Below are 23,309 nucleotides of genomic sequence, written 5' to 3'. Positions count from 1 at the left end.
GTCTCCGTTCTGACAGAAACGCATGGCAGAGACCGAACAGATAACTGTCGCGACGACGAGCGCGGGGCCGGGTGGGACCGGAGAGCCGGGAGAGACTGTCAATCTCCCGGTGGTGGAACTGCTGACTGGTCGGGGGTTTATTACCGGCAAGAGCGGGTCTGGGAAATCGAACACGGCGAGCGTTATCGCCGAGAAGCTGCTGGACAACGGGTTCGGACTGCTTATCGTCGATATCGACGGCGAGTACTACGGTCTAAAAGAGGAGTACGAGATACTCCACGTCGGTGGCGATGAGGAGTGTGACATTCAGGTCACGGAGGACCATGCCGGCAAGATCGCTTCGCTGGCGCTGGAGCAGAACGTCCCCATCATTCTCGACATCTCGTCGTTCCTTGACGAGGCGGAAGCAGAGACGCTCCTGACCGAGGTCGCCAAGCAACTGTTCGCGAAGGCGAAAAAACAGAAACAGCCCTTCCTGATGCTCGTCGAGGAGTGCCACGAGTGGATGCCGGAGAAGGGGTCGATGGGCGAGGTCGGGAAGATGCTCATCAAGATCGGGAAACGCGGCCGGAAACACGGGCTTGGCATCGTCGGCATCAGCCAGCGCCCGGCCGACGTAAAGAAGGACTACATCACCCAGTGTGACTGGCTGGTCTGGCATCGCCTGACCTGGAACAACGACACGAAAGTCGTCGGGCGCATTCTCGACAACAAGTACGCTGACGCCGTCGAAGACCTGGACGACGGCGAGGCGTTCATGATGAACGACTGGGCCGAGCAGGTCAGCCGGGTCCAGTTCCACCGCAAGCAGACGTTCGACGCCGGCGCGACGCCGGGCCTCGACGATTTCGAGCGCCCGGAACTCAAGTCCGTCAGCGACGACCTCGTCTCCGAACTGGAGACCATCAGCGAGGACCAGCAAGAGACGGAGAACCGAATCAAGGAACTTCGCGAGGAACTGGACAAGAAGAACTCCCGCATCGCTGAACTGGAGGCGGAACTGCAGGACGCTCGGGACCTCTCTCGGATGGCCGAGCAGTTCACCGAAGCGATGCTGGATCAGGCCGAGGACTACAACCCCGGTCGGACAGAACAGGAGAAGATGCGCCGCCAGCGCGAACGGTTCGCCGATCAATCTTCGTCGGACAGCGACGCAGATGCCGACAGTGAGGCGGACGCCGACGATCCCCGCGACGAACAGCCCCCGGAACCGGACGAGACCGCTGATGCCACGTCCGGCGGCGGGTTCGGCGACGCGTTCAGCGCCTTTGCCGAGGACGGAGCTGCGATGAACGGCGGCAGCGCCAGTGGCAGCGCAGACGCGAATGGTAGCAGCCCGGACGTTGAACCTGAGTCGGATGCCAGCAGTGTGGACGCCGAACCGGCGTCGAACGGTCACGCTGAGAACGGTGCTGTGGCGACGAACGGGGCCAGCCCAGACAACAGTGCGGCGGCCGTGCCAGCCAACGGCCAGGCTGAGACAGACACTGCTGAGACTGATGACGAAGATCTGAGAGCGGCTATCGCCGAGGCTGTCGAAGCTGAGCAGTCGGACGGGGCAACTGAAGCCGCCGAAGACGAGATGTCGTCCGATGCTGATGGCCCCGCTGTCTACGCCGACCTTCGAGCCGACATCGAAGAACTGGACCGAAAGACCTGCCGGATGCTCGCGTACTACCGCGAGCAGGGTCCCGGGACGCCGCTGAACGCCCATTTCTCGGCCGGTGGCTCCGGCGACCGGACGGCGGCTTACGCGCGAAACAGGGAGCTCCGGCTCCGCGGCCTGGTCGAACACGTCGGCCGTGGAAAGTACGACACGCGGCTGGCGGCGCTGGTTCAGGAGGAGAGCAACCGCCGACTCGACGACGACGAGGTCGAGTCAGTTGTCTCCCGACTCGAATCGGCGTTTCTGGACGGGGACAGCGAGTAAAAACTCGTAGTGCGATACCGGCGATTTTACAGCAGCGGTTCGACGAGGTCTTCGAGCGCCGCGCGCGGGTCGTCAGCCTTCGCAACGCCGCTGGCCAGCAGGACGCCGCTCGCGCCGAGGTCGCTCGCCGAGACGAGGTCTTCGCCGGTCGAGATGCCAGCACCACAGAGCACGTCCACGTCGCCGTTAACGCGAGCGGCGGCGTCGACTGCGCCGGTCACGATATCTGGGTCAGCCTTGCTGACGGGTGTCCCGGTCCCAATGAGTTCCGGCGGCTCGACGGCGACGCCGTCGGGGTCGAGCGCGGCGGCAGCGCCGATCTGTGCGGGGTTGTTCGCACAGACGATCGTTTCGAGGTCTGCGCGGTCAGCGGCGTCAAGCGCACCGTCGATGTCCGCGAGCTTGAGTCGGTTCTCGGAGTGGTTCAGCAGCGTCCCGACGGCACCGGCGTCCGCAGCGGCCTCGGCGAGGGTACTGCCGGTGTGACTGCCGTGCTCGACGGCGCTGACGTGCTGGGCCCACGTCTCGACGCCGGTCTCCGCCACAGCGCTGATCTGTGCGGCCTGTGGCGCGACGGCGACACGAACGCCGGAGTCGTCGCTCACGTCAGCAGCGGCGGTCGCTACTTCCACTGGATCACACGGGTACGCCTTCAGATTGACAAGGACGAACATACGAAACGCACCGGCTGCTGTGGGGAAATAGGTTGCGAAGCCGCCGTTTGGCGTCCTTACCCCTGTGCCGTCGATCCATCTCGGTCCGGCGCTCGGGGATGACAATTATTACGCTTCGGCCGAGACAAGAAACGAGACAAGCCGTGACAGCAGGGGATGACGACACACCGACCGTTCTGATAGTTGAAGACGAGCAACATCTGGCCGATCTGTACACCGATTATTTATCCGACCAGTATCACGTCCAGACGGCCTACAGCGGCGAGGAAGGACTGGAACTGCTGTCGCCCGACATCGACGTGGTGCTGCTCGACCGCCGGATGCCGGTCGTCTCCGGCAACGAAGTGCTCGCACAGATCGAGGAGAAGGGCCTTCGATGCCGCGTCGCGATGGTCACCGCCATCGACCCCGACTTCGACATCATCGAAATGCGCGTCGACGACTACCTCGTCAAACCCGTCACTCGCGACGACCTTCAGGAGGTCGTCGACCGATTGTACAAGATCCGGGAGTACAACGACAGACTCCGGACACTCACGTCGAAAAAGCTCAAGCGCAACGTCCTCCGCGTCGAGAAGACCGACCGGGAGCTACAGGACAGCGACCGGTATCAGGAACTCCAGGACGAGATCGAGCGTATCTCGTCGAACGTCGAGTCGCTCGCGGACGAACTCGACGTAGAGAAAGACGACCTCCAGTTGTAACCTAGTCTTTCCGTTTCACGACATCGCCAAGCGTGTATTCCCCGTCGCTGCTCCCGCCGGACCACTCCGTCTCGTCGGCGCTACCGCCAGCGCTCAGGGAAATCTCAAGCGCGCTTTCGAGTTTCTTCTGGACGTCGTCGCTGGGTAGCGAGTTGCCCTGTTCGAGCTTCCGGATCAGGCTCGCCTTCTCGTTGAGTTGCTTGGCGAGTTCCTCCTGACTGAGACCCTGGGATTCCCGACCCTTGCGGATACGGTCGTGGTAATCCTGTGCGATCTCGTCCATCTCGTCGAACATATCCCGACGGCGGCCACCGGACCCGCCACCACCCGAGGAACTCGACGAGGAGGACGAACTCGACGACGATGACGAGGAGGACGACGTCGAGTACTTCGTCGACGTGGACGACGTCTCCTCCGTCTTGACCTCCGTGCCGAAGTCGGTACACTCGTCACAGACGTCGAGTTCGGCTCCCTCGATTTTGACGCGGTTCGGAGACGAAACCTCCGTTCCGCACATCTCGCACTGAACCATACCGACGGCTTGGACGGGGCGCGGTATAAATGGTGCGCTGGCCGCCTCCTGTTGTTATCAGTGTTTTTGACGACTTCGTGGAGAGCCAACTGCCCTTTCGGCCCCACCCGTAGCCAGTTGCTCAATCTATGCTGGGTGGGACTGAAAGGGGCCGTGCTATCGGCGAACTTCGGCGAAGTAAGCACTGGACGAGCGAACGGCGGGAGCGAGGAAGCGCGCAACGAGTCGCGGGAGTCCGATAGCACGGGGGCTTTCTGGCTGGTCGAAGGCAGAGCTACTCCAAAACACACTCCTGCTAATCCAAAGCGCCCATCGCGTGATAGAACCGCTGGGCGGCGGTAACGTGGCCGACAACGGCGAACACGACCAGTAGCCAGCCGACCAGCGTCAAGCCGGCCAGCGCGGTCGGGACGAACGCTGCGACGCCCGTCACGACACCGACGAGTGCGAGCCGGTCGGCGCGACCGAGCAAGCCACCGTACACGCGGTCGAGACCGACCGCCTGCGCCTGCGTCCCGAGATAGGAGGTCATCAGGACGCCGGTGACGGCGGCGATGCCCAGTTCCCACTGGCTCACGCCGGCGGCGAGGCCGACGATGATGCCGATGTCGGCGTAGCGGTCCAGTACGTGGTCCAGCAGATCACCGCCCGATGACGCGACGTTGAGTTCCCGCGCGAGCGCCCCGTCCACGAGGTCGAGCCAGCCGTTCAGAAAGACGAGGACGGCGCCGCCGAGATACAGCAGGGGTTCCTGCGCCGCGACAGCGTACACCCCGCCCGCACCGAGTGCCAGCAGGAACGCGATGACGCTGACGCCGTTGGGTGAGAGGCCGGCCACCTTGGCGGCGCTGACGAATGGGCCGAGCGCACGGTCGGCCAGCGGGCGGAACTTGTCGAGCGTCATAGCCAGTCGATGTAGGAGACAGTCCCCGCGCTCGGCTCTCGCTCGCCGTCCACGACGGCTTGAATCTCCTGTGCTACCTCGTCAGGATCTCGATCCGTCGTCTCGATCTCGTACACCGACTCCATGCCGTGCTCCTCGACGGCTTCCCCGAGGATGACATCGAGCGCTTCCGACTCCGCGTTCTCGTAGGCCTTCGAATCGTCGTCGCCACGTTCACGGAGCCGTTCGACGACGGTTTCAGGATGTGCTCGCAACACGATCACCCGGTCAGCGTCGAAGTGATGTGCGAGGTGGGATTCGAACAGCACGTCGTCGCGGCCGTCGAGCCACTCGGACAGCCTGTCGAGGTCGGCCACGAGGCTCCCGCGATCCTCGTCGATACCCGTCGAGAATCCCTCGTCCTTGATGACGTCGTTGAGATGGAGAACTTCGAGGTCTGTGTCGAGGTGTTCCGCTGCCGTGGTCTTGCCCGTCCCCGGCGTCCCGGTAACGGCGACTCTCACGCCTTGACCTCCTCGATAACCTCGTTCAGTACCGAGACGGCGCGTTCCGTGTCCTCGCGCGTTCCGCAGGTGATACGGATGCATTCAGGGAGCCCGAACGAGGAACAGTCGCGGATGATGACGCCGCGCTCTTGGGCGGCATCCGCGATGGCCGACGCGTCGCCGACCTCCGCGAGGATGAAGTTCCCCGCGCTGTCCCAGGTCGGCGCGTCGAGTTCCTCGGAGAGGTACTCCCGGGCCCACGCGGCGGTGTCGACCGACCGCTCGACGTGCTCGTCGTCGTCGAGCGCCGCCAGTCCGGCCCGGCAGGCGAGTTCGCTGGCCGAGAACGGCGTGTTGATGCGGGCGTACGCGTCGGCCCAGTCCTCGGGAACGACCGCGTAGCCGAGTCGAATCCCCGCGAGTCCGTACGCCTTCGAGAACGTTCGCAGGAGCGCAACGTCGTCGCGGTCGGAAAGTAACGGCCGTTTGCTCGGCTTTTCAGTGAACTCACCGTAGGCTTCGTCGACGACGACGAGGGTCTGCTCGTCGGTTTCCTCGGCGATAGTCCGGACCGCGTCGGTCGTGAACTCCGCCCCGGTCGGGTTGTGCGGGCTGGTGAGGTAGACGATTCGCTCGCCGTCGTAATCTTTCAGGACGGTGTCGGCGGTCTGAGCGAAGTCGTCGGCCTTCGAGAGCGTGTATTCATTGACCTCGCCGTGGTGATAGCGGGCACTCATCGCGTAGTACGCGAAGCCCGGCGACGGGACGAGCACGTCTTGGTCGGGGTCGAGCATCGCCCGGGCGAGGCAGTCCAGCGCGCCGTCGCCGCCGTTGCTCAGCCACACCTGTTCAGGCGTTACGTCCCACAGTGCCGCCAGTTTCTCAACAAGGTCGGCGTGGGAGGCCTTCGGATAGGAGTGCATCCGCTCGGCAGACCCGCGAATCGCCTCGACGGCGTCCGGGCTCGGTCCGAACATATTCTCGTTTGACGCCAGCTTCACCATGTCGTCCGGGTCGAGACCGAGTTCCCGGGCGACCTCCTCGATACCGCGACCTGCCCGATAGACAGTGTGAGCGGAGAGGTCCCGTGGTTCCATGGCTGTGCAAAACGGACGGGGCGGCTTAAGCGTGCTCACATCGGGCGTGGCCGTGGCTCCCCAGCGAGCATCGCACAGAAATTCGATGGCGGCTTCCCGTGAGAAACCCGTCGATGACGGGTAAGGCACGGAATAGCACGCTCCCCACCGAAGCCCTGTCAGTCAGTGGTAATGAGCGTTACGGTGGGCCACTGTCCAGTCGCCGACAGCTGTAGCCACCGAAAACGGTAACACACCATAGGTCCTGATAGTGTGCAATGCCGCTTCTCATCGATATTCGGAAACTCACGCTCATCACCAGACTCATTCAGGATGGAGCCGAGCAGGTCGCCGATTCGCTGGCGACGCTGGCCGGCGTCGACGCCGCCGTCGAGATCAAGAGTCTCTCGTTTGTCCAGCCGGAGGACATCGCCACCGAGATGGGCGGCGGAAACATCTACAGCGCTCGCGTTCGGTTAACAGAGCCACCGTACGGCGTCTTCCTGATGACGTTCGAGACGGAGACGGCCGCGGAGATCGCGGAGCTGATGACCGGCTCCAGCGTTGACGACGGGTTCACACAGCTCCACGAATCCGCGCTGCAGGAGATGTGTAATATCCTCACCTCAGGCTTCATTGACGGCATCGCGAACACGCTGAACGCGACAATCAATATGGGGACGCCGACGGTCGTACAGGACGACGCGACCGAGATTGCCGACAAAGCCCTCTCGCACGTCCGCCGGGACTCGCTGACTATCGTACTCGACTCGCTCGTCGACATCAAGGAGAGCGATGTCGCGTTCTCGCTCCGCATCTTCCTCATCCCCGACCCCGGCTCGTTCGTCCATCTCATCGACCAACTGGACTACGACACCGACCGCGAGACGCACATCTCTGCCGACACCGACGCGGTCAAAGAGCTCGATATGTCGGGTGATGCGGACGCCCTCGATGCCTTTGATTCTTCGGAGTAACTGTACCGAACCCACGACGTTGAAGGGGGTCGCGTCCAACCGCCGCATATGAGTGTCGTAAACGCGGCTGTCTTCGGGGTGCACCTGATATTCGCCGCGCTGTGGGCTGGAACCGTGTTGTTCATGACCTACGCCGTGCTCCCGACGGCGATGAACGGCGATTCCTCGCCGGGACCGCTGTCGGCGATTACCGGGAAGCTCAAGACGGTGTCCCGGGCGAGTGCAACGCTCCTGTTCCTGACGGGTGGGCATCTGGCAGCGACCCGCTACACTGCCGAATCGCTGACGGGAACCGGTCGCGGGCACCTCGTCATCACGATGATCGTCCTGTGGTTCATCCTGGCCGGCCTCGTCGAGGTCGGCGCGTCGAAGCTCAGCGACGGTTTCGACCAGCAGAAGGTGCGCGAACCCGCGCGGAACGCACGGCCGTTCCTGCTGGGGGCGTCTCTTGTGTCAATCCTCCTGCTGCTCGACGCTGGCGCCATTCTCGGTCTGTACTGAACGGCCGAGACATCAGTTACCGCTTACTCCTCACGCATACCTGTATCAGCAGATACAAATCACTATCCGGCATATCAGCACACAATGTGGCCGTGGGGACATCTCGCCGCCGCCTACCTCGTCTACGTTGTGTACACCCGGTTTGACCCGACCCGTCGCCAGACAGCGGCCACGCTGACCGCGCTGGCAGTAGGGTCACAGTTTCCGGACCTGATCGACAAGCCGTTCGCCTGGACGTTTGGCGTCCTGCCGTCCGGGCGGTCGCTCGCTCATTCGCTGTTCACACTCCTCGTTCTCGCCGTGGTCCTGCACCGACTCGCAGTTCGATATCGCCGAACGGACCTCTCGACAGCGTTCACGCTCGGTGCGTTCGTGCACACGCTGACGGATATGAGCCCGACGGCGGTGGCAGGGCTGCTCGGCGGTGACCTGACACAGTTCCAGTGGCTTCGCTTTCTCGTCTGGCCGCTCCAGCCGCCGCCGCCGTACGCCAATGATGCCTCTTTCGCCGAACACTTGGTTGCGCTCTCGTTCGACCCGTACGTCCTGTTTCAGTTCGGACTGTTCGGCCTCGCTGTCGCCGTATGGCTCGCCCACGGCGCGCCCGGGCTTCGGTCGGTCACCCGGCGGAGCAAAGCAGTGTTCACAGACTCTGCAGACTAGAGTCGTTCAGAAACGTGGTCAGCGCATTTTAACGCGAGCGCGGCGATGGTCAGCGTCGGGTTCATCGACCCGGCAGTGACGAACACCGACGAGGACGCAATCGAGAGGTTCGCCACGTCGTGGGTCTGCAACTGTGGGTTGACTACGCTCTTGTCGGAATCCGTTCCCATCCGCGTCGTACCCATGTGGTGGTACGCCGGCCCGGTGTCGGCCGGCCCGACCGTCCACGAGATGTCGACGCCCAGCTCCGATAGCACGGCGCGTTGTATCTCGTTCGCGCGAGCCAGCGATCGCTCTATCCGGTCACCCCACGACCATTTGATGTCCGGCACCGGATTCCCGTGGTCATCTGTCGTTGACGTGTCCAGCGTTACGCGGTTTTCCTTCCGTGGCGGTTGGCCGACCAGTCCGCCCATCGCAATGCTGTTTCCGTAACTCTCGCGGAGGCTCGACAGCAGCGTATCGCCCCACTCCTCGCCGGAGAGCGCGAGTTCGACCGGCGACGGACCGGCGTAGTTCAGGAACTCCAGTTTCAGCGGCGACAGCGTCTCGTCGGTCGCCGCAACGACCGTTTCGCCGTCCGCGATATGCTCGACTGCCTGCCCGGGGTCGTCGTAGAACTGGTGGCACTCGCTCGTGAGAAAGCCGACGTGGTTCTGGCGCGTTTCACGGTCGAGCGTGCCGCCTGCCCCGGCGAACAGGTGGTCCATGAAGTAGTGCCCCACCAGTCCCGAACTGTTCGCCAGCCCGTCCGGGTGGTCGTCGCTCGCTGACAGGAGAAGGAGTCGCGGCGTCTCGACGCCACCCGCTGCGATGACGAACTCACGGGCTGTCTGGCGGTGTTCGGTCCCGTCCGGCGTTGCGTAGACGGCCGCCTCGATGCGTCCGTCGGCGTCGGTAACGAGGCGCTGGACCGGCGCGCGGTCGATCACGCTGGCTCCCTCGGCTTCGGCGTCCTCGATGTGGACGCTTGCGTCATACTTTGCGCCAGAGGGACAGACCGGCTGGCAGGTCCCGTAGCCCACACACGGCCCCCGCCCATCGTACGGTTCGGAGTTGCGAGCGTTAGGAACGGAGTGCATCGTGATGCCCAGGCGCTCACAGGCCTCGGCGAACAACGAGTCGCTGTACGACGGCGGGAATCCGGGCAACGGATACGCGCTGTCTCGCGGCGGTGCGAACGGGTTGTCTGCGTCACCGGCGACACCCAGCGCCCGCTCGGCGTCGGCGTAGTACGGCCGCAGGTCCTCGTAGTTGATCGGCCACGCTGGGTCGTCGGTGTCGTGGCTGCCGTCGAAATCCGAGGGGTGCAGCCGCATCACCATCCCCTGCCAGTGCAGCGTCGACCCGCCGACGCCTTTCACTCGTGAGATGTTCAGCGGGTAGTACCGCTCGCCGCTCGCACTGAACGCGTCGCGGTCGCCGCCCATCTCCCAGACGGACCCGTGGTCGCCGGGCCGGATCGCTTCTTCCATCTGCTGCTCTCGCTTCGACCTGTCGAACCGCGGCCCGGCCTCTAGCACGACCACCCTTTGTCCGTCGCTGGCGAGCCGGCTCGCGATAAGTGCCCCTGCCGGCCCGGCCCCGATGACACAGACATCCGCCCGCTCGGACGGCTCCCGGTCCATTTCAGCAGGAGTTAGGTCAGCCTAAACTTATACGTTGGCATCTCAGGTGCTGTGTGCGGCGACTACGTCGCCACCCAGTCGTCTCGGGCCTTCTCCGCGCGACAGTACGGTCGGACGTGTTCACTTTGCTGCGTGCGACCCCCCTGATTAGAACCCCGGCATACCGGCTCGCTCTCTTCGGTCGCTGCACGGGCGTGGCGGGACTGAGCGAAACCGCAGGTTTCGCGAAGGTCGCCACGGCCGCGAGTGTGTTTCGAGCGGACGCGAGAAACCACGAAGCGGGCGTGGCGGGATTCGAACCACGGTCGGACGTGCTCGCTTCGCTGCGCACGACCTCCCTGATTAGAATCCCGCCATGCCGGTTCGCTCACTGCGTTCGCTTCACGGGCGTGGCGGGATTCGAACCCGCGTTCTAGGGGTTAGGAACCCCTCGCCCTGGTCCACTAGGCCACACGCCCTACCGGGTGGTCGATTGAGCGGTGAAAAATCCTTTCGTTATCACTGTGGCCCGCTGAAAACGGAGAAGTGGTCGAGATTACGTCTCGGTTTCCGTCGCCGTTTCGGTCGACTCGGCCGAGTCCACGGTGGACGCATCGGTCCCTTCTGCAGCGCCATCGCGCATTTCTTCGAGTTCTTGCTCGACTTCTTCGCGCCCCTTCTGGAACTCGCCCATGGCTTCGCCAGTCGACCGCGCTAGTTTCGGAATCTTGTTCGCGCCGAACAGCAGGACGGCGATGAGGAGGATGACCATCATCTCCGTCGTCCCGGGCATCCCCGGGAACAGTACTCCGGATGTCCCTAACATTGTATCCGAAGGTTACGTGGTTGCTATTATAACCTTTTTGCTCAGGACGGCTTGGCAGGCGAGTCACTGCTGTCGAGACCGACTCTCCAGTACTGGCTGGCGTGGGCAGCAGACCGACCGGTAGTCACAACTGAGCCGTGGCCGCTCTGTCTGTCGAAACGGCCTCGCCGGGAACCGACGGCGAGGCCTGACACAGGGAACGTGGGCAATGGGTGTGGCTCGGAAGCGGTAACACGAGGCACTGGATCTCTGACTTCCCGGTGTCGCTGGCTTGGGTTGGCACGTCGATGGGTAGACTGCAGTATGTCCACGGGACTGTGTCGATAGCTGGGGCTGTTCAGGTGACACGATTTCCGTGGCCATGTCTGGCATACATGGTCTGCCTGCGTGCGGGTTCGCACCCGCAGTACCGGCTACGCGCTTGTGTCAATTTATTATATTCTTGTTAAGCCACTGCTCACCAGCCATAGCGCAGGACGGGCACACTCTCCGCCCGGAGATATAACTACTGTCGGGCGCTCAAAGATACCAGATGACGGCCGATAGTCACACAATGGAAGTCAGGAGCGGAGAAGAGGTAACGATCCGACCGATCAAGCCCGTCGGGGAGGACGTCGTTCGAGTCGATATCGAGGCTGACGGGGTGTGGCGACTCGATATCACGCGTGAGGGCGAAATCGCTGATGTCGTCACGACCCGTGACGCTGACGGGACACTTGCGGACCGCGACCTGCCGGAGTGGATCGATGAGGTCACGGCGAAGTTTGCACAGTTCTGAGCACGCCCGGACTCGGTCAGGTCGGAAAGGGTTTTACTCGCCTGGGTCAACTCGGCAGTATGGTATCAGTCGGAGACACTGCACCCGATTTCACGGCACCGATCGCAAACGGCGACGTTGACGAAATAACGCTGTCCGAGACGCTCGACGACGGGCCTGTCGTGCTCGCGTTCTTCCCGGGCGCATTCACCAGCGTTTGCAGTCACGAGATGAACTCATTTCAGGACCGACTCGACGAACTCACTGAAGCGGGGGCGACGTTGTACGGTGTCAGCATCGACACACCGTTCTCACAGAACGCGTTCCGGGACGAACTGGGACTCGAGTTCGACCTCGTCAGCGACTCGGGGCGTGAGATCGTCGATGACTACGACATCTCGATGGACTTCGAGGCACTCGGCGTTCCGAACGTAGCCAAGCGGGCCGTCTTCGTTATCGATGAAAATCAAGAAGTCACGTACGCCTGGGTCAGTGACGACCCTGGCGTCGAACCGGACTACGACGAGGTTATCGACGCCGCCACCTGATCGCGCCGGTGGGGGATTTTTCGCGGTGGATCGTCTGGGTTGTGGTATGAGCGTTGATAGCGACGATACCAGCGGCCGTATCTACGACCCCGAGGCGGACCATGCGTTCCCGGACGAGCGACTGAACGCAGTTCTCGACACCATCACGGCTGACGAGGAGATCCAGGCGTATCTCGAAGCCCAGAACATCAACCCCGTCGCGCGCAAACAGTACAACGACCACGGCGCGAAACACATCGGTATCGTTCGGAACCGAGCGCTGTGCCTGTATGACCTCCTCAAACAGGGCGGCGTCGAGTTCAACGGTGCGGCCGACCACGGCCTCGACGAGGCTGACGAGGCCGTCATCATCGCACTTGCGACGACGCTGCACGACATCGGCCACGTCGTCCACCGCGATTCACACCCGTATTATTCGATCCCACTGGCAGCCGACCTCCTCGATGACCTGCTCGATGAGTTCTACGACGTTCGACAGGCGGTTCAGGTAAAAGGCGAGGTGTTACACGCGATTCTCTGTCATCACACCGAAGAAAACCCGCTGACGCTGGAAGCCGGCGTCGTTCGCGTCGCCGACGCGCTGGACATGGAGCGCGGTCGGTCACGCATTCCGTACAAGCGCGGCGGCCGCGGTATCGACACCGTCTCCAGCCAGGCTATCGAGACGGTGACGCTGAGTCCGGGCGACGACTATCCCGTCCTCGTCGAAATCGCGATGAACAACGCGGCCGGCGTCTATCAGGTCGATAATCTTCTAAAAGCCAAACTCAAGCACTCTGGACTGGAAGAACACGTCCGTATCGTTGCGCTCAACACTCGAGAAGACGGCAATCAGATCGTCGAGCGAATCGAACTCTAAGCGGGAGCGACACAACGGTTTTGTACCGTGCTTCCCTAGCTATGCCCATGAGTCTCACACCCATGGATGAGCCACGGGGTGCCCGGGCCAGGACGGACGACGGCGACGTGCCGCCACCCTCGCTTCTGGACCGGGTCAGGTACCGCGTGCGCTCAGCCATTGAGACCATTTCACTTGGGGAGAGGTGTGTTGAGTGGCTTGATAGACGTGGTCGAGACAAACCACAGTCGACGATTCACACGGATGGGTTCGCTGACGATGTCGTTGCGCCGCCGGAGTGTCCGTCGATCAGCGATCTTCCGACACGGTCACGACCATTTACGTACCCGACGCGGAATCACACGGAGAGCAACACTGTCGACCTCATTGCAGTCGAGGGCGGGGACCAGCTCACCATGACGCATCCGGACAACTCGGACGCGAAAATAACATCTGATATGTGGATGGACGTCGAACAGTAATCAGCGGAATCGTTGCTCTCTTTCTCCTCCACCATCGCTATTTCTCTCGTTGGAACGCTTTCATACTCGCTGTAACCGACAAAGCAGTAGTGCATTCCTTGCATCGGAAAGCCTACTGATTGGCTGCCGTTATTATAAATGGTTAAATATAGCTATATAAACTCAGGCGGGCTGCTATTATCGATTTTGATGCCATGGGCGAGAAACTTTTTTAAATGGAATTGCTTGACCAGACATGGTCGGTATTGGCCCATTCGGAACACTGGAAGTTGTCGGTCTGCTCGTTGCAGTAATCGGCTTAGTACCCGTTCTCTCACAGTATCGGGAGGAGACTCGGTGGTTCACCGCCGGATACGTCCTCCTTGTGGTTGGCATGATCGCAACGAACCTCGAAGCGGTCATTCTCGGTGATGTACTGAATCTCGTTGAGCACGGCGTTGGAATCGGTGTTGCTGGGCTTACTTTCTTCCTGGCAGCCTACTTTCGTCGTGAGAACCGGATCAAAACTGAGGGCTAACAATGGTCGGAATTACACCCATCTTCGACGGTCTGGGCGCGCTGGGCTTTATTGCTGCAACGGCGCTTGGCTGGCTCAATTATCGGGACACTGAAGCCGAGTCGGCCTTCTGGCTGACGTTCAGCTTTGCATCTACGCTTGGGGCCGTCTGGACATTCAGCCTCATGCTGGAGAAGGCCGGCATCTACGTAGAGGTGTTCAATCTGGCAACAGGGCCGTTGATGACATCAACCGTTGCCGTCTTCGCTATCGGAGGGACAGCCACCCTCTCGCTTGTCACGGAGATGCAAGAACTGGTCGACGAGGCAGAGACGAAAAGACAAGAGGCGGAGCAAGCGAAACAGAAGGCGAACAAACAGCGCGAGCAGGCAAAAGACGCACAGCGTGAATCCGAGGAGGCACGCGCGGAGATCAAAGAACGTGAGGCGGAGCTTGAGCAGTTGACCGCAGATCTGGAATCGACTGCCACGTCCTACGGCCAGGCGATGGAACGAGCAGCGGCTGGGGATCTTACGGTCCGGGTAGACGCAGATAGCCAGAACGATGCGATGGCAAGAATCGGGTCAGGGTTCAACTCGATGATGAACGAACTCCAGACCGTTATCGCCGAGATTCAATCATTCGCACAGCAGGTTGACACAGAAAGCACAGAAGTCACAGGCGGAGCTTCGGATATCCGGTCCGCCAGTGCAGAAGTCGCCGAGAGCACCGAAGAGATTTCTGCCGGAACGGAAACACAGAGCGAGAAAATCAACGAAGCGAGCAGCGAGATGAGCGACTTATCGGCGACGATTGAGGAGATCGCCTCCTCGTCTGAAGAAGTCGCTACCCAGTCACAGCAGGCCGCAGAACTAGGTCAAGAAGGCGAAGAAGCGGCTGGGACAGCTGTGGAAAAGATGGCCACGCTTGAAGCCCGGACTGATGAAACTGTCTCAGAGGTAGCAGACCTCCAGAACGCTGTCGAGCGAATCGAGGAGGTTGTGAACCTGATAAACGACATCGCGGAACAGACGAATATGCTCGCACTCAACGCGTCGATTGAGGCCGCACGCGCCGGCGAAGCCGGTGAAGGATTTGCCGTTGTGGCGTCCGAGATCAAGACGCTGGCCGGTGAGACTGCTGACGCAACCCAGGAAGTCGAGACGCTCATTGAGGGAATCGAGGATTCCACGGAAAGTGTTGCCGACGATATCTATGACACGCAGTCAGAGGTCGAGGAAACGCGGGAAACGATCGACGAGACAGCCACCGTACTGAACCGAATTGTCACCGAAGTCGAGGAGGCCAGCAGCTCAATCCAGTCGATCAGCCAGGCCACCGATCAACAGGCTGATTCCGGGCAGAAGGTCGTCACGATGCTGGACGAAGTAACATCGATTAGCGACCAGACAGCCGAACAGGCACAGGAAGTATCGGCGGCGACTGAGGAGCAGACCGCGACGATTCAGGAAATCGCGACCAGTGCTGACTCGCTGTCAGACAGTGCAGAGCGACTCCTCTCCCTTGTCGCCCAATTTGACGTACAGGAGCAACAGGCCCAGTCAGGGGCCGTGAGTACGGGAGTGACGACGGACTAACAGAGAGACAACGGCTAAAGATCGTACTGCGCGATGTCACCGGAGCCACACACTGGGCAGGTCGAGCTATCCGTTTCGATGGTGGTTCCACAGCGTCGACACTCCAGATGTGACTGCTGTTGAGTCCCCACGACACGGCGTAATCGCTCGATCATATTGCCAGGCAGGGAGCCAGGCCGTATATAACCGGGTAATCCACAGTGAAAGTGAAAACCGCAAGACAGAGGGTCGATTCCGATGGGCCGTCAGCCGGACGACAGACAGCACTATCACGCCATCCGGGACGCCAGTCACGACAGTTACGCGCGGGTCTGCTCTCGCCGGTCCCGCTTGCCGGACGCGTACAGAAGTGCCAGAAACAGCCCAACTGCGAACAGCCAGACCACCACCAGCCAGAGCAGTATCGATTGGACTCCACTCCAGAGCATGGGCTGTAAGCGTCACTATCGGTACTTAATTAGTAGCACTGTATCGGGAACGGATACAGTGACACAAGTGGATTATACCTCGGATAACCGTGACACCGGCGTCGGTAACCCCCTACACCGCCCCTACTGACTCGGCACGCACGAAGACTGCGCTCCTGTCGGCCGTTCAGTCCCGACACTCGTCTGTCCCGGGCCGCCCAGACGTTTTTGTTCACGCCGACGTAGCCACGCCCGATGACGGGAATAGCCGCGTCCGAGCCCACTGTGACGACCTTCACGTCGACCGTCGACCGTATCGATACGACCGCTGTCGTGCTAACGGAGACGTACTTCTACGCCGAAGGCGGCGGACAGCCGGCGGACCGAGGAACTCTCGGTGGCACCGAAGTCGTTGATGTCCAGCATCGAAACGGCGAAATCATCCACGAACTGGCCGAACCGCCGGCGTTCGAGCCGGGCGAGACAGTCGAAGGCCAGATTGACACGGCGTTTCGGACGTACTGTATGCGTGCCCACACGGCCAGCCACGTCCTCTATGGCGCTGGTCGCCGGCTGCTGTCGAATCTCGGCTACGGGGGCTTTGACATCAGCGCGACGGTCCCTGACAACGCCGACGACGACTTCGGACCGGCTATCTCCGGGAAGGTGCGTGTAGATTTCGAAACGACGACCGAAATCGACGACGAGACACTCACCGAACTTGAGCGGCTGGCCAACCGCGCCGTCTGGGAATCCTACGACGTGACTTGGGAAGAAATTCCGCGGGACGAGGCACTGGACCGCGACGACATCGCGTTCAACACGAAGACCGAAGAGGGAATCGAGGGTGAGACGGTCCGTGTCGTCACCATCGAAGACTGGGACGTGGCAGCCTGTGGTGGGACACACGTCGGGAACACGCGGGAGATCGGGCCAGTGACCGTGCTCGGTCGGTCCAACCCCGGCGAGGGCCTGACTCGCGTCGAGTTCGCCGTCGGTCCGCGAGCAATCCGCCAGCGCGCGACCGAGCACGAGCGGTCGATGGCTGCCGCCCAGTCGCTGGATACGAACGTTGCCGAACTCCCGGATGCTGTCGACGGACTCCAGTCGGAGCGCGACGACCTCCGAGACACGGTATCGGACCTTCAGGAGCGTCTGGTCGATTCCCGTCTCGCGGAACTGCGTGACAACGCCATCGAAGTGGACGAGCAGCAATGGCTCGTCGGCACCGTGGCCGGCCTCGACGCGAACGCGCTCGCTGACCGGGCGGAGTCCGCCGTCGGCGACGAGATCGACGTGGCTGCACTGGTCGACGCCGATGGGCAGTATCTGGGTGTCGCGACGACCGGCGGCGTCGACGCCGGCGAGGTGGTCGATCAGGTGACTACAGAGTTCGGTGGCGGCGGCGGCGGGCGACCGACAGTTGCTCAGGGCGGTGGACTCGGTGCTGACGGGGACGAAATCGTTGCGTTCCTCCGGGATGTATCAGAGGCGACAGACCACGGCGACTGACTCAATCGCCCCGATTCGGCGTCCCGCTGAACCGTGCGACCTCGTTTCGCAGCGCGTCCCGCTTCAACAGCCCGAACCCGACGAGAATACAGGAGAATCCGACACCCGTGTAAACCGTCGGCGTCTCGCCGAGGAACAGCAGTCCAGTGGCGGCAGCGACGACAGGCGCGGCGTAGGAGACGAGGTTGATCTCGATCGGCCCGAGTCGCTCCAGCAGGTCGAAGTAAATGAGGAATCCGAGCGCGCTGGCGACGACAACCAGATACAGCAGAGCCAGCACGGCTTCAGCAGTCCACTGAACATTGGCAACCGATTCGGAGACACCGAAACTGATGCCGTGCATGAGCACCGCACCGAGCAGCATCGACCACGCTTCCATCGTCTCTATCTCTAGGTTGTCCTCGAACCGACGGGTCAGCACGCTCCCGAGGGCGAAGGACGTGGCCGCGAGGAACACCAGCACTAGCGAGATGGTTCGGGGGTCGAGCAGGTTCCCCGGGTCGGGGTTGCTGAGGACGCCGACACCGACGAACCCGACGAGCAGACCGACGATTCCTAGCGTCGTGAGACGCTCGTCCGGGAGGAGCGCACGCGCGAACCCGGTCGTAAGAATCGGCGAGAGGCTCACGACGATAGCGGCGGCGGCACTGGTGGTTCCCTGCTCGCCGACGAACAGGAAGATGTGGTACGCGGCGATCATGAGTGTGCCACTGATACCCACAACGATCCAGTCGGTTCGACCCTTCGGGACCCACTGGTCGGTAGCGTACACCGCGTAGCCGAGCATCAACAGCCCAGCGAGGTCGTACCGGAACGCCGCAAACAGGATCGGCGGGAAATACTCTAGCCCGGCTTTGATCGCGGTGAAGGCGCTGCCCCAGGCGATTGCGAGCGCGACGAAGAGGATGGCGTTGCGGAACCGCATTGTCCGCTCAGTCGGCCGCCTCGCCGCTGTCGCCCGGCTCGTACGTCTCTGCGATGGCGTCCAGTGCTTCGTGGTGCTCCGTCGTGTGCGGCGCAGTCAGCGGCGAAACGCTGACCTTTCCGTCGACGACGGCGCGACGGTCGGTCCCCTCGGGGTCGGGAATGTCGCCCTCGGCCATGTGTTCCCAGATCCGGTCGTGGAGCGTTACAGCGTCACCATCCTGCACAGCATCCATCTCGTAGAGGTGAGACGGCCGTGTGACCGTCATCTGTGCGTCGCCCCACTCGGCAACGGGGGCGTTGATATTCAGGTAGTCGCACTGCTCGAACACACCGGCGTCGACGGCGTGGTCGGCCAGATAGGTCGTTGCTTTCGCTGCCTCGCGGTAGCTGTCGCCGTTGGCCTCGATGTCGGCGAAGGCGGCGTCCTCACGGACCGGGATGTACATCGAGACGGCTATCGCCGGCACGTCGAAGAAAGTGGCCTCGACGGCGGCGCTGACGGTCCCCGAGCGCCCGAGAACGTACGCGCCGAGGTTCGCCCCGCGGTTACAGCCCGCGACGACGAGGTCGGTGTCGGTGACGAGCGCTTCCAGCCCCGCCACGACGCAGTCCGAAGGAGTCCCTTCGACAGCGTAGCCAAGTTCGTGCTCGTGGACGGTCACTTCGTGTGAAATAGCCCGACCGACCGCGCTCTGGTCCTCTGCCGGGGCGACCGCAGTCACGTCGCCGACTGTCGAGAGACCGTCGTACACCGCCCGGAGGCCGGCGCTCTCGATGCCGTCGTCGTTCGTCAGCAAAATCGTCGGCTCGTCCATACGCCTCGTGGGGCCGTCTGTGAGAAAAGCCCACCGCTAGCGCGCTCGATCGACGACCGTCTCGCCGTCGACGACGACGTTGTACGCCTCCTCGTCGTCGTTCCACAGGACCAGGGCGTTCTCGAAGGACAGCAGGTCGCCGTAGTCGGCTTTCCGGATGTCCTCGTTCAGTATCGACGCTTCGGTGAGCACGGCGAAGTGGTCGACCTTCTGACTCCCATCGCCGAGCAAGTACAGCGGGTTCGAACCCTCCCGTTCGGCGAGGTCGTGGCTGAGTTTGACCCCGAGGAAGTTCACCCGGTCGGTGACGTAGTTCTCGGCGTCGGCCATCGGCGCGTGGATGCCCCGGTCCGGTGTTACATCGTGCATCCGCTTGCCGTCGGTTCGCAAGACGCTGTAGGCGAACTGCACGTCCGTGTTGACGAACTCGCCCGTTCCGCCGGCAGGGTCGTCGAGGCGCTGTTGCATGGTTGGCACCTCGATATCCGGTTTGCGGTCGAACGACCACGACTCGCTGTCGGGAGACTGGTGGGGCCAGAGCCGCACCGTCGGCCCATACACCGTCGCCGGGCCGCCATCGGCCACCTCGCGCTCGACTGTTCGGAGCTGTATGGCTGTGTTCCGGTCGGCCGGAGCCAGCGCCAGCAACGTCCCGTCGTCGGCAAGCGCCTCGACGTACCGGTAGAGGGTCGCCGCCGCGTCGTCGAGTTCGCTGAGGACGTTGCCGAAGATGATGAGGTCGTATCCCTCGCTGTCGTCGCCATCGCCACCACCCGCTCCACCGCTGTCGTCGCCAGCAAGCGGCGACGCCGGGTCGAATTCCTCGGCGAGCGACCGGTGGATCTCCCAGCGGACATTCTGGCCGCTATCTGCCAGTAGGCTCTCCAGCACATCCGCGGCAGCGCTCGGCTCGACGGCGTGGTAATCCAGCAGGGCGTCGTCGGGGAGTAGGTCGCGCAGGGCGAGTGCAGGGCCACCGACGCCGGCCCCCACGTCAAGCACTCGAAGCTGTGACGGAAGCAGGCCGTCAGCGGCGAGGTCCGCGAGGACGTATTTCGCCACGGCGTAGTAGTCCGGCAGGTGGTAGACGGCATAGCCCAGCGCGGTCAGTTCGTCGTATTCGACGGCCTTGCCCTGGAGGTACCGCTCCTTGATGTCGCGGATACGCTCACGGAGTTCGTCACCGCTGTCACCGCTGTGCCACTCCAGTCCGCCCCACTCCGTCAGCAGGTCGATGACCTGCTGTTCGTAGCTGTCGGGGAACCGTTCGACGCCGTCGAACGTTACCGACAGGCGACCCTCCGGTGCCGGCACGAAGGTCCCGTCATCCTGCTCGACGATGCCAAGGTCGAACGCTTCCTCTCGGAGCACCTGCTTGACGACGGCGGGGTGGGGCTGGCCCTCGACGTATTCGTGTAGCTCCTCGGGGTCCAGCGGTCGGACGTTCCGGAGGTACTGGGCGTTGTCGCGTATCTGCTGGCGTGTGTCCTGGTTCATGAGAGTTGCTCGTAGAGCTGCTCGAACGTCTCTGCGTCGGCGTCGGCGAGTTCCCTGGCGGCGTCGGCGACCGCGTCCGCGCCGTCGAATGTCCGCTGAATATCGGCATACACCCGCGAGTCGCCGCCGGTGACCTGCCCGACGAGGTCGAACAGGCCGGCCGAAATCGGCGTCTGAAACTGCTCGGGCACGTCGGCGGCGGCCATCGCGAACGCGAGTACGGCGGCGTGAGCGCTGGCCTGGACCGTTTCCATGGCTTCGTCGTGTTCCGACACCGTCGTCTCGAAGCAGTTGTTTCCGGCTGCAGCGATTGCGTCGACGACGGCTTCGGTTTCGGGCCCCGACCCGTCAGCGACGACGGCGACGTTCCCAGGCGCGTTCTCGGGGGCAAACAGTGGGTGCAGGCTGAGTCGTTGGCCATTGGGCATCGCGTCCCGCATCGCTGCGACGGGGCCTGCCATGCTCCCCGTTACGTCAACGATTGCGTCCGTAGCACACGGCGCGAACTCGTCGATAGCCGTCTCGGCGACGGGCATCGGCACTGCGATACAGACGACATCGAAAGTCTCGGCCGCGTCGCTGGCGACAGCGCGCCCGCCGACCGCGTCGGCAGCGGCTTCGGCGGCCGACTGGTCGAGGTCCGTGAAGGCAACGGTCGCGTCGGCGTGGGTCCGGACCGTGTGTGCGAACCACTGGCCCATCGCGCCGGCGCCAACGACGAGGACGTTCATCGGCCCAGCGTAGCCCGTCCCGTCTCAAAAGCCGTTCGGTCACACGCCTGCTCGCCGCGACACCGCAGGTGACGATGGCCGGGTAGACAACCGTCGAACAGCCCGCTGTAGTCCGGTTTCCCCCTCCTAAACGCTTATCTGTCGGCCCTGAGAGAACGGTGACATGAAGCGCGTTCGATTCCGTGATACTGGGGGGAACGTTCGCGGCGGTCGCTGGACCGTCGAGGACGGCGAGCCCGTCGTCACCGCCGCCGCCGGACCGTACGGCCGTATTGCGTTCGGCGACGAGTCCTACGACCCCGACGAGGTAGATATCCTCCCGCCCTGCGAGCCGACGAAAGTCGTCTGTATCGGGCGCAACTACGCCGACCACGCCGAGGAGATGGACTCGGAGCTCCCCGACAGGCCGATGCTGTTTCTCAAAGCCCCGAACGCCGTCGCGTCCCACGGCAAGCACCTCACGATGCCCTCCGGGAAGGAGCGCATCGACTACGAGGCCGAGCTCGGGGTCGTCATCGGCGAGCAGTGCCGGAACGTCAGCGAATCGGGCGCGATGGACGTCGTCGCGGGCTACACCTGTGTCAACGACATCTCTAACCGCGACGACCAGCGGCGGGAACAGAACTGGGTCCGCGGGAAGGCCTTCGACAACGCCTGCCCCATCGGCCCGCTCGTGGCCACACCGGAGCACGTCCCGGAAGACGCCAGTATCGAACTCCGTCTCAACGGCGAGACGAAGCAGTCCTCCTCCCGTGAGCACCTCATCTTCTCAGTCCCCGAACTGATCGCGGAGATAACCTCGTATATGACGCTCGAACCCGGCGATGTCATCGCTACGGGGACGCCCGAAGGGGTCGGCCCGATGGAAGACGGCGACGAGGTCGAAGTCGAAATCGAAGGAATCGGGACGCTCAAACACAGCGTCAAGATACCATAGGCCGGCAGCCGGTCAGTTCGGACACTATTCCACGGCGATCGCTACTCGACAACGATTGCGCCTCTCATCCCGAGACTTTTGTGTGGCATACACGAGTACAGGTAGGTCCCGGTCTCCTCGAAGGTGTGTTCGTAGGTGTTCCCTTCTTCGGCGACGAGTTCCGAGTCGAGCGGGCCATCGCCTTTTGAGACGATGTTGTGTGGCCCACCGTCGCCGGTCCACTCCCAGCGGACGGTCGTCTCGGTCGAGATTTTCAGCGCTGGGGGGTCGAACGCGAACTTTCCACCGTTGCCTTCCGCACCGGCCGTAACAGTTGCGGTGTCAGTGTCGGTGCGGTCGACAATGGTGCCCTCGAAGTTACTCGCCGCTGCGAGCCACTCGTCGACTTTTGTGTTGCCTGAACTCGGCGGTTCCTTCACAATAATCGCACCCTTCATGCCCTCATCGCGATGCGGTTCGGAGACGTAGCGGTACTCGCCGGGCTCCTCGAAGAAGTAGTGATACATCGTCCCGGACTGGGCGTTCGTCCGGCCGCTGTCGAAGGTGCCGTCGAGCGCGACGACGTTCTGCTGACCGCCGTGGCCCGTCCAGTCCCACCGAACGTTCGTCATCGGCGGAACTTCGATGGCCGGTGGGCTGAACGCCAGTCCACCGTCCGTCTCCTCGCCAAGCATAATTGTTGGTCGGGACTGCGGGCCGTATCTGTGGGTCTCGCCGTCGTAGCCGTTGGCATCATCAAGCCAGTCGTCAAGCGACTCGGGCGTCGATTCAGGTGTTTCGGTTGGTGTCGCAGTTTCAGTTGCCGTCGCGGTTTCGGTTCCGGTTTCGGCCGCTGGTTCTGAACTACTTCCCGAGGACACGCACCCGGCGGTAACGGCAAGCGCT

26 protein-coding genes and 1 tRNA gene are annotated in these 23,309 nt (G+C 62.7%); 13 read left to right on the top strand and 14 right to left on the bottom strand.

The genetic code is table 11. From position 1 onward, the window contains the following. Nucleotides 1-22: 22 nt before the first annotated feature. On the top strand, nt 23-1,930 hold the full coding sequence (locus AV059_RS17575) for a helicase HerA domain-containing protein (RefSeq protein WP_058996556.1): 1,908 nt from the start codon (nt 23-25) through the stop codon (nt 1,928-1,930). Between the two features lie 26 nt (nt 1,931-1,956). Here AV059_RS17575 and tpiA read toward each other — a convergent pair whose 3' ends face one another. Next, a complete protein-coding gene (tpiA, locus tag AV059_RS17570) occupies nt 1,957-2,604 on the bottom strand; it encodes a triose-phosphate isomerase (protein WP_005535122.1) in 648 nt (215 codons plus the stop codon). A 98-nt stretch (nt 2,605-2,702) separates the two neighbouring features. Between tpiA and AV059_RS17565 the strand changes: the two genes are divergently transcribed. Continuing rightward, complete coding sequence (locus AV059_RS17565; RefSeq protein ID WP_023843197.1) at nt 2,703-3,308, top strand: response regulator; 606 nt, start codon at nt 2,703-2,705, stop codon at nt 3,306-3,308. 1 nt (nt 3,309) lies between these two features. Here the strand turns inward: AV059_RS17565 and AV059_RS17560 are convergent, their stop codons facing one another. The 4 genes from AV059_RS17560 to hisC all read right to left on the bottom strand — a co-directional run bounded on the left by AV059_RS17560 (nt 3,310) and on the right by hisC (nt 6,326). Beyond that, nucleotides 3,310-3,840 carry a multiprotein bridging factor aMBF1 gene (locus AV059_RS17560; RefSeq protein ID WP_023843198.1) on the bottom strand — a complete coding sequence of 177 codons (531 nt, stop codon included), beginning with the start codon at nt 3,838-3,840 and terminating at the stop codon, nt 3,310-3,312. A 295-nt stretch (nt 3,841-4,135) separates the two neighbouring features. Further along, nucleotides 4,136-4,744 carry a CDP-alcohol phosphatidyltransferase family protein gene (locus tag AV059_RS17555; protein WP_058996553.1) on the bottom strand — a complete coding sequence of 203 codons (609 nt, stop codon included), beginning with the start codon at nt 4,742-4,744 and terminating at the stop codon, nt 4,136-4,138. Next, the gene (locus tag AV059_RS17550; protein WP_058996551.1) at nt 4,741-5,247 is read right to left on the bottom strand and encodes an adenylate kinase family protein; all 507 of its coding nucleotides are present in this window, start codon (nt 5,245-5,247) and stop codon (nt 4,741-4,743) included. The genes AV059_RS17555 and AV059_RS17550 overlap by 4 nt, the downstream gene beginning before the upstream one ends. Continuing rightward, entirely contained in the window at nt 5,244-6,326 is a 1,083-nt protein-coding gene (hisC, locus tag AV059_RS17545) for a histidinol-phosphate transaminase (protein ID WP_058996548.1), read from the bottom strand. Before hisC ends, AV059_RS17550 begins: the two co-directional genes overlap by 4 nt. Nucleotides 6,327-6,583: 257 nt before the next feature. Here hisC and AV059_RS17540 point away from each other — a divergent pair, with 257 nt between their 5' ends. The 3 genes from AV059_RS17540 (at nt 6,584) to AV059_RS17530 (ending at nt 8,446) form a co-directional block, all read left to right on the top strand. Continuing rightward, a complete protein-coding gene (locus AV059_RS17540) occupies nt 6,584-7,282 on the top strand; it encodes a chemotaxis protein CheC (protein ID WP_004515646.1) in 699 nt (232 codons plus the stop codon). A 48-nt stretch (nt 7,283-7,330) separates the two neighbouring features. Continuing rightward, a complete protein-coding gene (locus AV059_RS17535) occupies nt 7,331-7,783 on the top strand; it encodes a hypothetical protein (RefSeq protein WP_058996546.1) in 453 nt (150 codons plus the stop codon). Between the two features lie 84 nt (nt 7,784-7,867). Next, nucleotides 7,868-8,446, top strand: coding sequence for a metal-dependent hydrolase (locus AV059_RS17530; RefSeq protein ID WP_058996544.1), 579 nt, complete (start codon nt 7,868-7,870; stop codon nt 8,444-8,446). On the opposite strand, the gene AV059_RS17525 is transcribed toward AV059_RS17530, so the two are convergent. From AV059_RS17525 to AV059_RS17515, 3 genes are all read right to left on the bottom strand, one after another. Beyond that, nucleotides 8,443-10,074, bottom strand: coding sequence for a GMC family oxidoreductase (locus AV059_RS17525; protein ID WP_058996542.1), 1,632 nt, complete (start codon nt 10,072-10,074; stop codon nt 8,443-8,445). The two genes, AV059_RS17530 and AV059_RS17525, sit on opposite strands and share 4 nt — an antisense overlap. Nucleotides 10,075-10,458: 384 nt before the next feature. Beyond that, nucleotides 10,459-10,532: transfer RNA gene (locus AV059_RS17520), tRNA-Arg, on the bottom strand. Between the two features lie 77 nt (nt 10,533-10,609). Then, nucleotides 10,610-10,846 (bottom strand): twin-arginine translocase TatA/TatE family subunit, encoded by a 237-nt coding sequence (locus tag AV059_RS17515; RefSeq protein WP_058996541.1) that lies wholly within the window; start codon nt 10,844-10,846, stop codon nt 10,610-10,612. Nucleotides 10,847-11,411: 565 nt separating this feature from the next. On the opposite strand from AV059_RS17515, the gene AV059_RS17510 reads away from it, so the two are divergent. The 6 genes from AV059_RS17510 to AV059_RS17485 all read left to right on the top strand — a co-directional run bounded on the left by AV059_RS17510 (nt 11,412) and on the right by AV059_RS17485 (nt 15,598). Continuing rightward, nucleotides 11,412-11,657, top strand: a complete 246-nt coding sequence (locus tag AV059_RS17510; protein ID WP_058996539.1) for a hypothetical protein — start codon at nt 11,412-11,414, stop codon at nt 11,655-11,657. A 59-nt stretch (nt 11,658-11,716) separates the two neighbouring features. Continuing rightward, the gene (locus tag AV059_RS17505; RefSeq protein ID WP_058996537.1) at nt 11,717-12,184 is read left to right on the top strand and encodes a peroxiredoxin; all 468 of its coding nucleotides are present in this window, start codon (nt 11,717-11,719) and stop codon (nt 12,182-12,184) included. 46 nt (nt 12,185-12,230) lie between these two features. Then, a complete protein-coding gene (locus AV059_RS17500) occupies nt 12,231-13,043 on the top strand; it encodes an HD domain-containing protein (protein ID WP_058996535.1) in 813 nt (270 codons plus the stop codon). Nucleotides 13,044-13,105: 62 nt separating this feature from the next. Then, the gene (locus tag AV059_RS17495) at nt 13,106-13,504 is read left to right on the top strand and encodes a hypothetical protein (protein WP_058997667.1); all 399 of its coding nucleotides are present in this window, start codon (nt 13,106-13,108) and stop codon (nt 13,502-13,504) included. A gap of 235 nt (nt 13,505-13,739) precedes the next feature. After that, a complete protein-coding gene (locus AV059_RS17490) occupies nt 13,740-14,021 on the top strand; it encodes a hypothetical protein (RefSeq protein ID WP_058996532.1) in 282 nt (93 codons plus the stop codon). Nucleotides 14,022-14,023: 2 nt separating this feature from the next. Beyond that, nucleotides 14,024-15,598 (top strand): methyl-accepting chemotaxis protein, encoded by a 1,575-nt coding sequence (locus tag AV059_RS17485; protein ID WP_058996530.1) that lies wholly within the window; start codon nt 14,024-14,026, stop codon nt 15,596-15,598. Between the two features lie 299 nt (nt 15,599-15,897). Here AV059_RS17485 and AV059_RS23035 read toward each other — a convergent pair whose 3' ends face one another. Then, complete coding sequence (locus tag AV059_RS23035) at nt 15,898-16,026, bottom strand: hypothetical protein (protein ID WP_255356179.1); 129 nt, start codon at nt 16,024-16,026, stop codon at nt 15,898-15,900. 234 nt (nt 16,027-16,260) lie between these two features. On the opposite strand from AV059_RS23035, the gene AV059_RS17480 reads away from it, so the two are divergent. Next, nucleotides 16,261-17,517, top strand: coding sequence for a DHHA1 domain-containing protein (locus AV059_RS17480; protein WP_058996529.1), 1,257 nt, complete (start codon nt 16,261-16,263; stop codon nt 17,515-17,517). A 1-nt stretch (nt 17,518) separates the two neighbouring features. Here AV059_RS17480 and AV059_RS17475 read toward each other — a convergent pair whose 3' ends face one another. Genes AV059_RS17475 through AV059_RS17460 form a run of 4 tightly spaced genes read right to left on the bottom strand, consistent with a single transcriptional unit; the run spans nt 17,519 to nt 21,487 of the window. Then, the gene (locus AV059_RS17475; RefSeq protein ID WP_058996527.1) at nt 17,519-18,442 is read right to left on the bottom strand and encodes a DMT family transporter; all 924 of its coding nucleotides are present in this window, start codon (nt 18,440-18,442) and stop codon (nt 17,519-17,521) included. Nucleotides 18,443-18,449: 7 nt separating this feature from the next. Further along, nucleotides 18,450-19,259, bottom strand: a complete 810-nt coding sequence (gene surE / locus AV059_RS17470) for a 5'/3'-nucleotidase SurE (protein ID WP_058996526.1) — start codon at nt 19,257-19,259, stop codon at nt 18,450-18,452. A 36-nt stretch (nt 19,260-19,295) separates the two neighbouring features. Further along, the gene (locus tag AV059_RS17465) at nt 19,296-20,756 is read right to left on the bottom strand and encodes a small ribosomal subunit Rsm22 family protein (RefSeq protein WP_058996524.1); all 1,461 of its coding nucleotides are present in this window, start codon (nt 20,754-20,756) and stop codon (nt 19,296-19,298) included. Further along, nucleotides 20,753-21,487, bottom strand: coding sequence for a prephenate dehydrogenase/arogenate dehydrogenase family protein (locus AV059_RS17460; RefSeq protein ID WP_058996522.1), 735 nt, complete (start codon nt 21,485-21,487; stop codon nt 20,753-20,755). The genes AV059_RS17465 and AV059_RS17460 overlap by 4 nt, the downstream gene beginning before the upstream one ends. A gap of 163 nt (nt 21,488-21,650) precedes the next feature. Here AV059_RS17460 and AV059_RS17455 point away from each other — a divergent pair, with 163 nt between their 5' ends. Then, nucleotides 21,651-22,424, top strand: coding sequence for a fumarylacetoacetate hydrolase family protein (locus AV059_RS17455; RefSeq protein WP_004962437.1), 774 nt, complete (start codon nt 21,651-21,653; stop codon nt 22,422-22,424). A 41-nt stretch (nt 22,425-22,465) separates the two neighbouring features. Here AV059_RS17455 and AV059_RS17450 read toward each other — a convergent pair whose 3' ends face one another. After that, nucleotides 22,466-23,284 carry a halocyanin domain-containing protein gene (locus AV059_RS17450; RefSeq protein ID WP_058996520.1) on the bottom strand — a complete coding sequence of 273 codons (819 nt, stop codon included), beginning with the start codon at nt 23,282-23,284 and terminating at the stop codon, nt 22,466-22,468. Nucleotides 23,285-23,309 lie beyond the last annotated feature (25 nt).

Source organism: Haloarcula sp. CBA1127, assembly GCF_001485575.1.
In the GTDB taxonomy this organism is placed as follows: domain Archaea; phylum Halobacteriota; class Halobacteria; order Halobacteriales; family Haloarculaceae; genus Haloarcula.
The sequence above is the reverse complement of the archived record's forward strand: the minus strand, read 5'-3'. Positions and strand labels throughout refer to the sequence as shown.